Origin of the sequence: Pseudomonas sp. UBA3149 (assembly GCF_002364655.1) — a bacterium.
GTDB classification, from domain to species: Bacteria; Pseudomonadota; Gammaproteobacteria; order Pseudomonadales; family Pseudomonadaceae; genus Chryseomonas; species Chryseomonas luteola.
Genome location: NZ_DEYV01000038.1, coordinates 1 through 14374 on the forward strand (window position 1 = coordinate 1; position 14374 = coordinate 14374).

Annotated in this window: 16 protein-coding genes; 5 read left to right on the plus strand and 11 right to left on the minus strand. The window is 51.0% G+C overall.

The genetic code is table 11. From position 1 onward, the window contains the following. The 3 genes from B3729_RS21355 to B3729_RS21365 all read right to left on the minus strand — a co-directional run. Positions 1 to 246 (minus strand): hypothetical protein (locus B3729_RS21355; RefSeq protein WP_286788957.1); only part of this gene is annotated, 246 nt, incomplete at its 3' end. Beyond that, entirely contained in the window at positions 243 to 1364 is a 1122-nt protein-coding gene (locus B3729_RS21360; RefSeq protein WP_019366047.1) for a toxic anion resistance protein, read from the minus strand. The genes B3729_RS21360 and B3729_RS21355, both read right to left, overlap by 4 nt. Before the next feature lie 19 nt (positions 1365 to 1383). Next, the gene (locus tag B3729_RS21365; RefSeq protein WP_286788958.1) at positions 1384 to 2154 is read right to left on the minus strand and encodes a toxic anion resistance protein; all 771 of its coding nucleotides are present in this window, start codon (positions 2152 to 2154) and stop codon (positions 1384 to 1386) included. Between the two features lie 292 nt (positions 2155 to 2446). Between B3729_RS21365 and B3729_RS21370 the strand changes: the two genes are divergently transcribed. The 4 genes from B3729_RS21370 to B3729_RS21385 all read left to right on the plus strand — a co-directional run bounded on the left by B3729_RS21370 (position 2447) and on the right by B3729_RS21385 (position 4295). After that, a complete protein-coding gene (locus tag B3729_RS21370; RefSeq protein ID WP_019364516.1) occupies positions 2447 to 2917 on the plus strand; it encodes a hypothetical protein in 471 nt (156 codons plus the stop codon). Between the two features lie 326 nt (positions 2918 to 3243). After that, positions 3244 to 3624: a hypothetical protein gene (locus tag B3729_RS21375; RefSeq protein WP_019364515.1), complete on the plus strand. Its 381-nt coding sequence runs from the start codon at positions 3244 to 3246 to the stop codon at positions 3622 to 3624. Positions 3625 to 3701: 77 nt separating this feature from the next. Beyond that, the gene (locus B3729_RS21380; RefSeq protein ID WP_019364514.1) at positions 3702 to 3884 is read left to right on the plus strand and encodes a hypothetical protein; all 183 of its coding nucleotides are present in this window, start codon (positions 3702 to 3704) and stop codon (positions 3882 to 3884) included. A gap of 30 nt (positions 3885 to 3914) precedes the next feature. Beyond that, the gene (locus tag B3729_RS21385; RefSeq protein WP_286788959.1) at positions 3915 to 4295 is read left to right on the plus strand and encodes a hypothetical protein; all 381 of its coding nucleotides are present in this window, start codon (positions 3915 to 3917) and stop codon (positions 4293 to 4295) included. 303 nt (positions 4296 to 4598) lie between these two features. Here B3729_RS21385 and B3729_RS21390 read toward each other — a convergent pair whose 3' ends face one another. Further along, positions 4599 to 5120 carry a hypothetical protein gene (locus B3729_RS21390; protein WP_150345768.1) on the minus strand — a complete coding sequence of 174 codons (522 nt, stop codon included), beginning with the start codon at positions 5118 to 5120 and terminating at the stop codon, positions 4599 to 4601. A 257-nt stretch (positions 5121 to 5377) separates the two neighbouring features. Here B3729_RS21390 and B3729_RS21395 point away from each other — a divergent pair, with 257 nt between their 5' ends. Beyond that, positions 5378 to 5701: a hypothetical protein gene (locus B3729_RS21395; RefSeq protein WP_019364511.1), complete on the plus strand. Its 324-nt coding sequence runs from the start codon at positions 5378 to 5380 to the stop codon at positions 5699 to 5701. Positions 5702 to 5790: 89 nt separating this feature from the next. On the opposite strand, the gene B3729_RS21400 is transcribed toward B3729_RS21395, so the two are convergent. The 7 genes from B3729_RS21400 to B3729_RS21430 form a co-directional block, all read right to left on the minus strand. Continuing rightward, complete coding sequence (locus tag B3729_RS21400; RefSeq protein ID WP_150345767.1) at positions 5791 to 7566, minus strand: competence protein CoiA family protein; 1776 nt, start codon at positions 7564 to 7566, stop codon at positions 5791 to 5793. 48 nt (positions 7567 to 7614) lie between these two features. Further along, positions 7615 to 8346 carry a DUF4145 domain-containing protein gene (locus B3729_RS21405; RefSeq protein WP_019364509.1) on the minus strand — a complete coding sequence of 244 codons (732 nt, stop codon included), beginning with the start codon at positions 8344 to 8346 and terminating at the stop codon, positions 7615 to 7617. Positions 8347 to 8474: 128 nt separating this feature from the next. Further along, a complete protein-coding gene (xseA, locus tag B3729_RS21410) occupies positions 8475 to 10055 on the minus strand; it encodes an exodeoxyribonuclease VII large subunit (protein WP_286788960.1) in 1581 nt (526 codons plus the stop codon). A 1-nt stretch (position 10056) separates the two neighbouring features. Further along, positions 10057 to 10272: an exodeoxyribonuclease VII small subunit gene (locus tag B3729_RS21415; RefSeq protein WP_019364817.1), complete on the minus strand. Its 216-nt coding sequence runs from the start codon at positions 10270 to 10272 to the stop codon at positions 10057 to 10059. 179 nt (positions 10273 to 10451) lie between these two features. Further along, the gene (locus B3729_RS21420; protein WP_286788961.1) at positions 10452 to 11546 is read right to left on the minus strand and encodes a helix-turn-helix domain-containing protein; all 1095 of its coding nucleotides are present in this window, start codon (positions 11544 to 11546) and stop codon (positions 10452 to 10454) included. 275 nt (positions 11547 to 11821) lie between these two features. After that, positions 11822 to 12919 carry a ParB/RepB/Spo0J family partition protein gene (locus B3729_RS21425; RefSeq protein ID WP_125912994.1) on the minus strand — a complete coding sequence of 366 codons (1098 nt, stop codon included), beginning with the start codon at positions 12917 to 12919 and terminating at the stop codon, positions 11822 to 11824. Beyond that, a complete protein-coding gene (locus B3729_RS21430; RefSeq protein ID WP_019364813.1) occupies positions 12919 to 14100 on the minus strand; it encodes an AAA family ATPase in 1182 nt (393 codons plus the stop codon). The genes B3729_RS21425 and B3729_RS21430 overlap by 1 nt, the downstream gene beginning before the upstream one ends. Positions 14101 to 14374 lie beyond the last annotated feature (274 nt).

Genomic DNA, 14374 nt, shown 5'->3' on the forward strand with positions numbered 1-14374 from the left:
TGAATCATTGATAGTGCTTGATCTGTCGGTTACGTCTTTCACCAGCTGAGCCAGTTCTGCGGGTATGTCGATAGAGCTGATCGTGCCCATATCCGCCAGCATCCAGCTGGCAGTCAGGGCGATCAGATAAAGCGCTAACACTGTGGCGGCTGCTTTCCACAGGAGACCTGTCTTGCTCTTGAGCCAACAGCAGCGCTCATCCAGCTCGGCCAAGCCTTGCCTGAATATCTGTGTTTGCTGATTCATGCTGCACCTTCCGTCTTGCTTCCAACCAGCTGGGTGCGAAGAGAGGTACGCATCTGCTCAATCTGCTTCTGGGCATTACGCCGCTCACCCGCACCCTTGCGAATGATCGCCTGGACATCCTGCACAGTCCTGATCAGCTCGTCCTGTACCTTCTGCAGCGTTTCAGGATCGATGGCCAGCCGCTGGTTGGCCTTGGCAGTGTCTACGGCATTGCGGTGCAGCAGCTCGGCATTGCTACGCAGCAGGGCATTGGTGGTGTCGTCGATCGATTGCGCCAGCTCGACGGCGTTGCGTTGCTCGTTGAGCGATACCGCCAGCATGAACTGGCGCTTCCATGCCGGAACCGTGATCTCCCGGATCGTGTGAAACTTGTCGATCAGCATCTGGTTGTTGGCCTGAATGATCCGAATCGCGGGCAGGCTCTGGTACGCCGAATGCTGCATGGCTCTAAGGTCATCGATGCGCTTGTCAAGGTTGGCAATCTGCGCGTCAAGATCCGCCAGACGCTGAAGCTGGGTAGGATCGTTGTTGATGCTCTGGCGCATGTCTTCGGCCTGTGCTCGCATCTCGTTGAGCCGAAGGTGTCCGGCCGCTACGTGCACGCCCAGGAGATGGTGCTCATTCTCCACGGCAGCAAACATGCTGTTCAGGGAAGCATTGCGCTCGGCAATGTTGCCTTGAGCCGTCTGCACCTCGCCGATAAGCTTTTCGATCTGCTCACGCGTGGTGTCAAAGCGCGCCAAAGCGTTGCCTCCCCGCAACTTGATTCGATTGATCAGGCCGCCAATGACCGGCAGGCGTGAGTGCTTTTGGGTGAGGCCGTTGATGTTGACCGAGCGGGCAAGGGTAACAACCTGTGAGAGCTTCTCGCCAGCACTATCGAGATCCTTGTTGGTGATCTGGTCCAGTAACGGATCTGCATAGCTGGATGTGTGGGCCGCTACCTCACGCCCAAAGTTGGCCACGCTTGCGAGGTCATCGAGCGTGATGGTCTGGGCAACGGTCTTGATCTGCTCGATATCCGTATCGCCAAGGCCAAGAGCGCTGAGGCTGTTGGCATCCAGCGTAAACACGGTAGCGGCATGGCGAGACTGCTGTGGCTGAATATAGGTATTCATTGTGCGTGATCTCCGTTATTTACTGGATGCCATCAAGGCTTTTGGAAAGGCTGCTGAGCAGGTCTTTGTGGGCACGAGTAGCCTCGGCCACCATCTCTGCGCTCATGTGTCGTGTTGTGAGTAAGGTCAAGGTGTGCTGGCGCCAGACCGGCACCAGAACGGTCACGGTCTCGTTAAAACGGTCCAGCATGTCGAGCGCCTGCGCACGGGTCAGGCGCATCTGGATCACGCTCATGTCGTGGGACGAGAGGAGGGTAGTCAGGTTGACGATCTTTCGCGTCAGGCGGTCTCGCGGGTTGTCGAACTCCCATTGCGCTTGCTTGTGAAGGCCAAGTTCAGGGTTCTCGTCCAGGAACTCCCGTGCAGCCTGGATATACAGGCGCAGCCGGGCGGCCTCGTCCTGAAGACTGACAAGAAGGTTATCCAGCGCCTTGAGCGTATCCGTGACACGTTGAGCATGAACCTGAGCCTCTTCGATCAAATCCTCAAGATTCTTGCGCGCGGAGTAGTAGCGCGCCTGGCGCTCAAGCCCTTTGCCTGTCCAGCGCTCAAGCCGAGTAGGCTGTTTTGCCATCTTGCGCGGATCAGCGTCAGCGAGCCTTTCAACAATCTGGCCGATCAACCCAGCCAGTCTGGACACTGCTGCTGTTTCCATGAGGTCCGAGTAGCGATCCACGCTTGAGTTGTCGATGGCGCCAGCGCCGTACTGTCCGATAGCATCGCTATCCAGAAACAGGGCGGGCAGGGTCTCGGTCTTGATGTGCTCAACCGAGATCATGGGTAGGTTCATCGTTGCCTCCAGCAGTGCCAGATTCAGTTACTGAACGCTGAGTGCCCCGTGGAGAAGACAACACCCCAACATCTCAGCCGTAGACCAAGGCTGGCAATCGAACCGGCACCTGGTATGGCGTTAATGTTAAGGGGGTAATGTGGATTCTTATCCTCGTGGTTGGTACCCGCGCGGGTATCAACCACGAGGTTTGGGTGCAAATAATTCCTAAAAAAGGGGGAAATGGATGCAGCGGAGCGGATTGCCAAGTTAAATTTCAAGGCGAAACGGTAGACCAACCAGAGGGAAAGGTGTGTACGCTGAAATCCATCCAGACCATGGAATCACTCGAAACCGGACTGACGACGGGTGGTATGTAGCACCAATCCGGAGCGGGGAGTCTCCCAAGGCCTTTTTCGATGCGGCCTATGACTTCGATCCTGGCGCTAGCTATATAGCCGCCAAGGAACTCAACGATCAGCTTCGTCCGTACATTGCACCGATTCGCAATCAGGCCAACCAGCGCAGTGATAAAGGCCACCCACAACTACCTGTCGGCATAACGCTGGCCACGCGTAAAAAGCTCAACCGAGGCGGTAAAGGATCACAGCTGCTCTATAGCTTCAAGGTTACGCCTCTGAAAGGAAAGCCGGTCAATGTCTATATAGGGACGGCCAATACCTGGGAGGAAAATTTTGCCAAGGCACTGGAAAGGGCTGTAGTGATCAGGGAAAGGAGTCGAGAACTCTTGCTGAAGCCGGCCGCGCTTTCGAACAAGCCTTGAGTTAGGAGCATTAGCATGTGATGGCCCTGATCTATCCACAATCGCAAGCGCTCCAGCTATGCGCGAACGTAACCCGGCAAAAAAAAGATGTTCCACGGCCTTGCATCTCAACAAACTCGTGAGAGGGTAATTTCAAAGGGTTGAATTGGTCACCCAAAGAAGACGTCGAGGAAATCATCAACGTGCACGCAAGTAACAATGCCGTTCGGGCAACTGGAACTGCGAAGGACAGAGATAGCCAATGCGGTTGCCACGAGTTCGGACCTGAAAGAGTTGTAGCGATGATTAGCTGAACCTTCTCTTAATCCCTACATAGGTAAATCGACATGACTAATCGTGAACTGCTTGAACTCGCTGCGAAAGCCGCCGGATATACTGCTAGTTATGCAAGTGAGGCCACAAACCTTCCTGGCATGATGGCGCGATACGGCCTAGAAGAAGCGTTGTACGTTGAAGAAATCGGCGAGTGGTGGAACCCATTAGAGGACGACGGTGATGCTCTGCGTTTAGCCGTCAAATTGCAGCTAAACATTTGCAATGAGCAAACCTCAAGCGGTGCGGCTTACTGCATGGATGGTGAAATGGATCACGCTTACCCTCAAGTTAAATCAGGCAAAAACGAGGGTGATGTAATTCCCGAAGACTATGCAGCAACGCGCCGCGCAATAGTTCTTGCTGCTGTAGAGATGGCTCAAGCTATAGCGTGACTTCACATAACACGTATCACTCACTCTGATTTAAACCGCGCTTATTTCCACGCAAGCAACCTGATTGGTACAGGATCATGGCGAGCATTCAGAAGCGTTCTCAACTCCAGTTCGTCCTGTCAGACCGGTCTTTGAAGGTAGCGTTTGAAGTCGCCGGTAAGCGGTGGCCAACGGTCGAGCTGCGCTACATTGGTACAGACTGCAAGACGTTCCAGCACTACTTTCAGGAATGGGGCAACCCGAATCCGTTCATTCTGTGACTATAGATCGCTTGAGGATCAGGAATTCCAATGATCGAATCAGATATACCAGACAAGCCAGAGGATATTGCATCCCAGCAGGCAGTCTATACACTGAGAAAGACCAAGCTTGAAGTCCAGAAGCTAGAGGTTGAGATTGAAAAGTTAAGACTGGATAGCCAGAAAGCACTCCTGGATATGCGCAAGGTATCAGGTGAGCTTAAGGAACAGCCTTGGGAAATTGTCCGTAAGTGGGTAACCGTATTTGCAGTGGGTGCAGCAGCTTCCTTTGCTGGAATGACTGCGCTGAACAAGGTACAAGAGGTTAAACATGATCAACAAGCAGCAACAGCCGCTGAAAAGCCCGTATCGGAACGAACAGGAATTTCAAACGTTCCTGGCCAAGATCGATCATCAGCAGTCCAAAAGTAGCCTGGCTCTGATTGCTAAAGCAGGCGCTGCCGGTGTAGCAATGGTGGTAGCTGGCGCTTATATGCTTCACTGGATTTCATCTTAACGATCCGCGAAAGGTAGCATATGGATGATATGGTTCTGTTTGTATTTCTAGGCGTCTTCAGCGTCGTTTGGCTTGTTACTGCGATATATGAAGCTTCTAAAGCTTAACGTAGTAGCATTCTCAAATACCCAAGATAGCTTCGCATAAGAACGGTTATGTTAAATTGATATCACTTCTGCCTTCCTATTTGTTTTATAGCTAAAACATCGCCATCTTTCTTAATGCACTGTCTTCAACCCTGACCGCTGGCTGTATAGCCGTGCCTCAGCCTGGCCCATGCTTTCGCCTGTCCTTTGCATGTGCTCGGACAGTTCCTCAGCATCAAATCCAACCTGATCACGCATAGCAATGTTGACGTCAGCCATGACCCGTTCTGCATTGCGCGACCACTCGCTGACAAGATTCTGCGTATGCTTCATGTCGTCTTTAACCCATGCTCGGGGATCAACACTGTCTGTGGTCAAGAGTCCCAGCGTGCGGCCTACCGCTGGCAATAGGGTCATATAAAGCGTCACCCAGCAGATGGGCTCCATCGGCTGGGACGGATCAATCAGGGCATTGTGGAGATAAGGCGCCGGGCTTGTCTCATCCAGCTCGCTGGCTATCTCGACGATCAGGTCAACGATTTCCTCTTCCTGTATTTCCAAACCATCCAGCTTGATAGCCATCTGGAGCAGATGGATCAGCTCAAACAGCGTATTGACTTTAGGCTGGTTCTGATCGGGTGATATTGATGTCATGGCTTACCTTGTGAATTCATTCAGCTGCATAAAAACCGCCCTAAGGTGGCTTTGTCCATACGCAGTGTCGATGACGCTGCCACTAAGCCTCTGTTTGGAGACGGGACTCAATATACATGCATTCCAACTCTGCCACGGCAATAAGACCACCGAAAAAGAAGCGCCCTTGGATTAGACCGAAGGGCCTCAGACAAAGAGGCCTTTCGTTTTAACTGCTTTGCTCTAAAATCCCCGGCCGGACTGGTTAGGGAAGCCGCATGGATACCTCAGAAATCTATACACAGCCCACAAGCAACGTACAGTTCAAGTTCACAAAGGACTGTCCTGCCGTAGCCTACATATTCTGCAAAACACCAGGCGATGTGCCTGTGCATTTGTATGACGCTACCTCAATGACGGAAGCAATTGAGGAGGCCAGAATGCGGTACTGGCACGTCTGGTTGAACAATCCACTCATCAAAGATTCGGTTAAGTGGGCAGCAAATCGTACTGAGGCTGTAACAAAGGACGATATGGTAAAAGCTGCGCTAGGAGGACAGGACTGGATGTTCGAGTTCGGTTTCATGGAAAAAATAAGATGAGAAAAGGCCCCGAAGGGTCCTTCTTATCACTCGCCTGGCAGTAGCGTTCCCGCCATCTTTGTCAGTTACGGTCCCGACTGTGGGTTAAGTCATGAGTGCTGGAGACCTTTGTCGTCTGCTTTCAAATCACTAATGACCTGCTTCAAGTGTGCATAGTCAAGGTTGGGTACTGCGGTGAGTGAGGACATCACCCGTGGGCTTGTCAGAAGGATGAACCTGTTCTTCTCGATCCTATGAGAAGTTATCACTTCATCTCTAAATATCTGCCCGTTACAGAAATCACAGACGGACGTGCCTGGAGGTGAAAGTAGTTGGCACTCATCGCAGCGAAGTCCTCTACCCCGATGCTGCTGGTAGACAAGAAATTCCGAGGCTCTTATGGCGTAGATGCGCTCAGTAACATGTGCTTCCTGCTCAAGCCTTTGTTCATTTCGCTTTTGTCTCTTGTCCTCTTCGCTCTTTTTTATCCTTTTAAATCGATCAATCTCGTCCTGGCGATGCTTTTCCGTTTTTATCCGCTGGACCTCAAGGGCGGCTTCGACGGTATCAGCTGCTGCCTCGAAAACATCTTCTGCATACAGACGCGGCTTGATCAATACTCCAAGTTTGAGGAGATGATCGAGATAACCTTTAACCGGCTCTAAGTCCTTGGGGATGGCTTTATTCTGTTCTTTTGTAAGGAGATAGGTGTCTCCTGGTGAAAGAGAAAACGAGTAATTAGTAATCCGCACAGGATGCGTATAGCGAAGCTTTCGAAGAGCGGTGACAAAGGCCGGCGCGCCAAACCGCTGCATCAGCTCAACGTAAACGTCTTTGTACGTGAAGCGTCTCCTTCTGGCTCCCTTTGCAAAGAAAAGCTCAAGAACGCAAGCCTGCCAGTGTTTGAAGGAGGTATTGAACAGCCAATACGCCTCCCCTTTCAAAAAGAGCGACTCAATTCCAAGAGTCAGGTACCTGACCGTAACCGGCGCTTTATCGGCAGAGGAAAATTGCTGCGCTCTTGCGAGTAGCCACTCAGGTGACATGCTGCGCTCAAGCTCATCAATATACAGTTTGATCCTGTCCCGCTCACTCTGGATGTATCGTTGCCTCTGGGCTCGTTTGGCTTCTGCCACTTTCTGCATCCGCTTACGTTCTTCGGCTTCAGCAAGACGCCGCTCGTGCTCCTGTGCTTCGTAGTGATCTCTTTGGGCACGTAGCCGCTGCATCTTAATTTTGTACAGCGCCTCAATTTTGCTTGAATAAAGCCAGTGCCGTTTGGAAAGATCGGAGATCACAGTTTGGTCAAACGTTGCATGATCCCTTAACGCTTCCGGCTCAATCTGACTGAGATCAATCTCAATTGCAGCGATACCTAGTGCTTTGATCTTCTGCTTTTTTTGGTCATCTACAGCGTGAGTTTTCTTGATCTCAATGAAGAGTTTGCGATCAGGTAAGTGAAAGACCACATCCGGCTTGAAGTCACCGTATGTAACTTCCTCAAAAGCCTGCTCAGCTACAACACGGTACGAAGGTACTTCAATATGGTCCTGAAATAGCCTGCCGTCCTTTGCGAAGACATTCAGGTCGCGGTTGTAGTGAGGTAGGTCAACCGTTTTGTGCCTAAGCAGTGCGTCTTTACCTGCCAGATGGATAGCACTCTCATAACCAGTTATGCAGGCCGAACCAGAGAGATGCCTGAAGTGCGGGATACGCTTTCGTACGTTATTGACGGCAACCAACGGAGCCTTGCATCCTGGGCAGATACAGCCACAATCCTTGCCATTGGGGACATCAGTAACATGCAGAAGGTTACCGTCCTTGAGGCCAAACGGGATCTCGTTTTTTCTTGCCTGCCTGGTCAAGCGGCTTGGTAAGTCATCCATGACTGCTCTCGGTGCAAGTAGCAGAGAAAAGAAATCACGCCATAGGGGCTATCTATTTGAAGGCATCTCATCCTCATAACGAGAGGTAAGCAATGTACTTTCAATCCAATTACAGAGTAGACGGATTAACATTCTAAGATCTGAAACATCTCTACCAACCCACTTCCTTACATAATGGGCTTCGTCATTACCCAGCCAAGCAGCACGAGTTGCAACCGTTTTGACTCTGTTATCATCAATAAATCTAGAAATACATTGCATTAGAGGGGCTGACAGAATGGACTGGCGCTCCCCCTCTTGTACCTGGGATATACAAAAATCCTTCACTAGAAACTCGACAGCCTTTCGGTAGCCTAATCCGCACACCTGTTGTAAGCCCAGCGCTTCTGCAGTCTCAGCTTGCTGATAAATCTCAACAAACTGGGGTGATAGCTCAGCGACTTCAGCTGAAAAAGTAGTTTTGGGAATATAGCGTGGATAGCTGGAGTCCAGTTTGAAAATCGCTCTTTGATTGCCTGAGTATTGAGCTAATTTTTCCAAATCATTAGCAGCGGTCTTAATTTCAAGCCGATATGTCGCTATAAAGAGTCGCCGACAGTCTTGGTTTGTGCATCTACAGGTGCATTCTAACTCTGCCTCTGAATAACTCTCGGCATAGGCTACGTTCCACTCTAGTTCTTCGGGAGCAATCCGGTGAGCACAATGAGGGCAAAAGTTTGGTTCACGGTCACGTGTGACACGGCCAAACTCATGAATATCAATAAAATGAAAAGCTGGCATAGTGAGTTATAATCTCTACTTGAAATGCTGCACACAGCTGGTATTCGGTTGGAGACTTTTTAGCAGCCATGCTTATCATTCTTTATGGTTTTTAGCGCCTTGAATAGGGTTATGTTTAACGTAGTTGATCATGGAGCTACTGCCTGTACTTCACCATCAAAGAAATTGATGCTCAGATTATCTCCGGGCTTTATCTCGCGAGCTGATCTCACACTCCGACTATCCTCCCGCCTAACCAGCGCAAATCCCTTGGCCATGATCGCTCTTGGATCAAGCACCGCATAAAGATCCTTGTAGCGTTGCAGCGAGGCTTCCTCTTGCTGAAGACCGCCCTGCGCTGCCAGCTGGTACTGACCAGCCAGCGAATCAACACAGCGCTGTTCCTCAGCCAGTCGGGCGTCCAGCTGCAAGGACAAGGCTTGCCTGGCCTGCATGAGTTCCTGCGCCGCATCAGCAGCCTTGCGCTCTGCCAGATAGGTATACTGCGTCAGGAAATTACCTAGACATTGCTCTTCCTCTGCTACGAGAGACGGAAGCTCTGCTAGATACCGCTCCTGATAGTTGTGCAGACGATCGCTGGCGCTTTGCAGTGACTCACGCACCATTGACTGCGCCTGGGCCTGCCAGAGGGTCACTTGTCTCTCGTGCCGGTTCAGGCAGTCATCCACGCCTCGGCGGTAACAGTGGCTTAGCTCAGCCAGTGTGAGGGTCTCGTTGCTTAGCTTTTGCTGGGAGAGGTTCTGATACTGCCCGTGCAGGCTCACGAGACAGGTCTCTTCCCGGCTTAGGGTCTGGTCGATCAGCTGCCTGGCCAGCTCAATGCTTCTACCAAGCTCCTCGGACTCCAGCTGGAGATGGCGCAGGATCGATCCAATGACCTTGGACGGCGTATCGAAACGGGTATGCGCTACCAGATCAAGTACCGTCTCGTCGCGCTCATGGCCGATGCCGGTAAAGACCGGGATAGGCAAGCGGCAGATCAGCTTGGCCAGCCCATAGTGGTTGAGCCATGCCATATCGGCCTTGGCCCCTCCTCCCCGGATCAGACACACCACGTCATAGGGTGCCTTGCCATGTGCTTCGTAGAGCTGGAGAAAGGCCTGCTTGATCGACTCAGGAGCCTTCTCGCCCTGGAATGTGGCGGTGTAGTAGTGAAAGCTTACGAGGCCATGGCGCTCGAGCAGATCCGCTTCGCGCCGGAAGTCACCAAGCCCTGCGGCTTGATCAGGCGAGACAACCGCTATACGCCAGAAGCCTGCTGGCGCTGCGAGCGCCTTTTGCCGATCATGGATGCCCTCTTCCTTTAACCGCGCCAGTATCTGCTCGACCTTGGCGTGCATTTCACCCAGTGTGTAGTTCGGGTCAATGCCATAGACCTGGAGCTGGAAGCCATACTGGGGATGCAGGGTCGCGCAGACCTTGAGCATCACTTTCATGCCGGGCTGCGGTTTTGATCCCGTAACCTGTTCAAAGGCTCTTAGCTGCACATTCGAGACACTGCCAAACATCACAGCCGAACACTTGGCGATTTCCTTGCCATCAGCGCTCTCGATCAGAGTAAACCAGCACGTACCACCATTGCGGACATTGAATTCGCTCAGCTCAGCCACAACCCAGATATGCTCGGCAAAGGAGCGTTTGATCACCCCTTCGATCTGCTTGAGATAGCTGTGTAGCGAGATATGCACCGCTGGTGCTGGCGCGTTCATGTCAGCACTCGGCGGCAGGCGCAGACTGCTTCATCGTCTCGGCTACAGCAAGCCGTGTCCTGGTCAGTCGATCTTCGCAGAACTTGAAGGCCTGGTTCATCTGGGCGGTCAGGGTTTCCAACTCGTCGATGGAGACCTCACCGCGCTGCAGGCGCTCTACATTGGCTTTGATGAAGGACAGATTCTGCTCGTAGGTTGAACGCTGATCGTCAGACATGCGCCATCTCCCCTATTTCCTTGGCTTTGATATTCCGAGCATAGTGCCAGACGATTCTGAAGTGGCAATCCATACCCGATGTCTCACCAATGGCTAGTAGACCAGAGGTTTTGAAAACGTTGCCGTTTATGAGGGTCATAGAGTTTGATCTTCGCTTCAAAATCAATGATATAGCTTCATCAAACAACAAAACGGGGCGCTGTCCAGCGTCCCTCGCGTATGAGCTTCAAGGCGATGTTCATGGCTTTGGCCAAATTGAATTTGGCAAGACTCCCTTTCTCTATCGCTACGGCAATTTCATCTACATATCGCCAAGGATCTGAGTTGAATGCCTTTCGCTGCTTGATTTGCCGATAGATCCAGAACCGAAGCCCCCCGGGCTCGCTTGTTGTTTTGTTATTGTCTTCCTTCGGAATACTTTCTTGGCTCGCAAATCTGCTATCCCCATCAAGTGCAGGCTTGCCACCCTCTTCCGCTTTACTGCTGTGCGCGCAGACTTCGCTATCCGGTGGTGTAACGACTCGGTTTTGCACCTCAGGTTTATACCCATTGACTTCAGACTTACTCACTGCCTGTTTTTGGGAGATATGAGGGTGTCTGGCTCGCGATCGAATAGCATTGAGCCGCTGGGCTAGTTTGCAATCGCGGGCAGATAAATCCCCCTTTTCTTCAACTGTAGTCGACGCAACGTCGACGCATGGTCGTATTACTGTTGATCCTGAAATCTTAACGTCGTCGCCATGTAATTGATCTACTTGTTCGCAGTCATTATTTTTACCAACGTCTACGGCATTAACCTGAATAGGGTTTTCTATAATACTGCTGTCTACGTACCCATCACCTATAGCCACGTCACTTGATTTAGATTCACTTGTTTGATCACGACGTATACCTTTTCGATCGGGTATCTCTTTTGTAATAAGCGCGACGACCTGTGCTGGAGCAGTAGCTCTATAGATGGAAGGTAGCTGTCTTTGGTTTACGTCATATTGCTCATCAATTACTAGATAGCCATTTCTTTGAAGCTGGTTGACGTAACGTCTTACAGAGTCAACTGACTTACCAAGCCTTTTAGCCAAAAAACCTAACGTCAGTTTACGTTTACGCTCGGTCTCTAAAGCGCACAGCTCCCAGAGCGAAAACCATAAAACCTTTGCTCCATCACTTAACGTAGACGTACTGCTTACATGGCGCATAAGAGGAGCACTTAATAGCCTAAATTCCTTGTCTTTTAACAAAGCGTCTATAGCTGTAGACGTAGCAGCGAGGGTCATGGACTTTTCTCCGGGCATAAAAAAACCCGCCTGTTGGCGGGTTCTGGGGGAGGACTTTTCTAGCCCCGGACCAGGTGGTATTGGTTTACCTGGCGGGGCGCTGGACGGTCGTTTGGGTGAGCCTGCTATTCGATGTTCATCAAAGGTTGTAGGCCTACAACCTGAATCAGTAGCTGTGGTTGTAGGCCTACAACCCTGATCCGTAATTAAAGAAAAAGGCCTACTACTCTTCGCAAACAAAGAGGTTGTAGGCCTACAACTTATATTGTTGATAATCATTCGCATTTAAAGGCAGCCTTCAGTCGGGCCTCAACTTCTTCTTCTGAAAGGTCTCGGGTAAGGTCTTTCGCTAACGTGACACTCCAGACGCCGCGTTCTGTTCGGCGCATGGAAAATAGTTTATTGCCGGAGGCATCAAGAACAGATTTGGTACCGCTAGGGCAGGGACTTGAGGTGCGTGCAGCCTCAACAGTTCGTGTCAAAGCCTTGTCTGCCATTTTGCCGCTTTGAATCAGTGCGGCGTTGGCAACAATGTGTTCGATATTGGCCTTGTCTTCTGCAAGGCTAAGAATCGCCTTGACCGTTCCTATCCCTACTTTTGCAAATGAGCCTACTGCCGAGGCGATCTCATCTGGGATACGGTTGTAGATCATGATGTTTGAAAGAGTGGCCTTGTTAAGCCCTAGATGAGCGGCGAGGGCTGCTTGGCTAGGGTAAACACCCATATCCAGAGCTTTCTTGTAGCTCAATGCACGCGCCCAGCTGGATATATCTTCACGTCCGGCATTTTCATTGACCATGGCCTGATAGGCACCTTGATCAGTGAGCTTGCGAACGAATGCTTTAACTTTTAGCCCTAACTCCTTACAGGCTGTCCACCGCCGCCGTCCATAGATAAGCTCGTATCGGCCACCTTTTTTAGGCCGTACAAGAATGGGGACGATTTGACCATGCTGGTTGATGCGCAAGGTCAGGTCACTTATGTCACCAAACTCATCTACAGGCCGGTCGTTCAGTTCCCACTCGTCAATAAGCCCAGTGTCGAGCTCAACGATAGTGTCTTCGTTGGCAGCCTGTCTGGATGATTTGTCTTTGGTGGGTTCAGCCGAAACTTGCGCTGAAGGGGAGGGCGCTGCCTTCCTTACCTCTTCCTCGAAAAACTCTGCAGCAGTTGGCGCAGAAGTGTACGGGGCAGGTTCTTCCTTGGCTGATACTGGTTCTACCGGAATCTGCTCCGCCGACGTGTCAGCAGGTTGGGTGTCTACGTAGGGCTTCTTTATACGGCCTTGCGCAGCAGCACGCTTTTCCTCACGTTTGCGGTTCAGGTCATTGATAAAATATCCCGCAATTCCAGGTATTGGGTGATCAGTCATCACTCAACTCCCTTGGCCGCTTCGGCCTGTCTATTCCAGAGAAGTTTGAGATCATCGATAATTTCGTTGTTTACGGCGTCTATGATGTCTATGGCTCTCTGATACTGGCGACGGTTGTTCTTGCCTTTTACCTGGTCGTAAACAGAGGACATTTCTGCACTCGCCTTCTCAATTTCAGCCGTCATGCTCACGACATTATTCAGTACGTACTCGCCGTAGAGCTTACGAATGCGATTCTCAACAAGCGCGGAGCCTTTGTTACCGGGATGCTTGGTAATAACGATGCGAAGATAATCAAGACTCTTTTCTAGTGAGGCGAATAGAGACGTCAATGTGGTTGATAGCATTACGAAGGAGGCGTGGTCGTAAGTACTGGGCGGTATCGGAATAAGTACGGCATTGCATGCAGCCATCGCGTTTAAGGAAGCTGCGCCCATATTCGGGCCGCAATCAAGCAGGATGATGTCGTAATCCTCCCGTACCACTTCAAGCGCTCTTGAGAGTCGCTCAGCTGGGACACCAAGCCTGTCTTCATTTTCACGGTCCGTGTAGAGAAACTCTAACGATTGGAGATGAAGATTGGACGGGACGAGGCGGATGCCAGGGAAGTAAGAATCACAAATCACAGACTTGATAAGCTGCGGATCCTTGGTCATCGCATTATTAATGATGTCGTCAGGACCCAGCTCCATATCCGGGATCAACGGGCCAAGATTAAACGTCGTGGAGGCCTGCGGATCGAGGTCTACTACCAGAACGCGTAAGCCATCAATTGCGGCTTTCTGTGCCAAATGCACCGTTGTGGTCGTTTTAGCAACTCCGCCTTTGAAATTGCTGACCGCGAGGATGGCCGCTTGAGATCCAGCGGGCCGCTTGTAGCGAGTGCCATATTTTTCGCGAAAGTAGTTGATGTCATCCAGCGAGTAAACCCATGCCCCCCGGGCATCTTTCTGACGCACGTCCTGATTTAATCGCAGGCTGTTAGGATGACGACCAATCAGTTTGGCGGCTTCGGTAATAGACCAGATACGAGCCTGTTTTTGCTCATCGGGACTAATGATTGAGGTACGAAGAGACTCCAGTTCCTCATTGCCTTCAGCAGAAAACTTGGCAAATAACTGAGCTGCGTTCTCTACACCTAGGACTATCGAGGAAAGAGGCTCTTTTGTGACATCTCTCATGCCGACCCACCGTTGTATGATTGGTTGAATTAAGACGACTGATGATAGACAGAACGGTATTGTTAAGTAAAGTATAGATACTACTTCATTTGCTTACCAATTAATAAAAAATCCAACTACTAAACCCAAACCAGACTTTATAGCCGCTCGGGCTTATCGAGAGCGCTTTAACTGCGTGTGAACTCAAGTTATGGAGGGTTGGTTTACCAAGGGCTAGGACTACCTAGTTTATCTTAGGTATGAAGGTATCTATCCTCGTGGTTGATACCCGCGC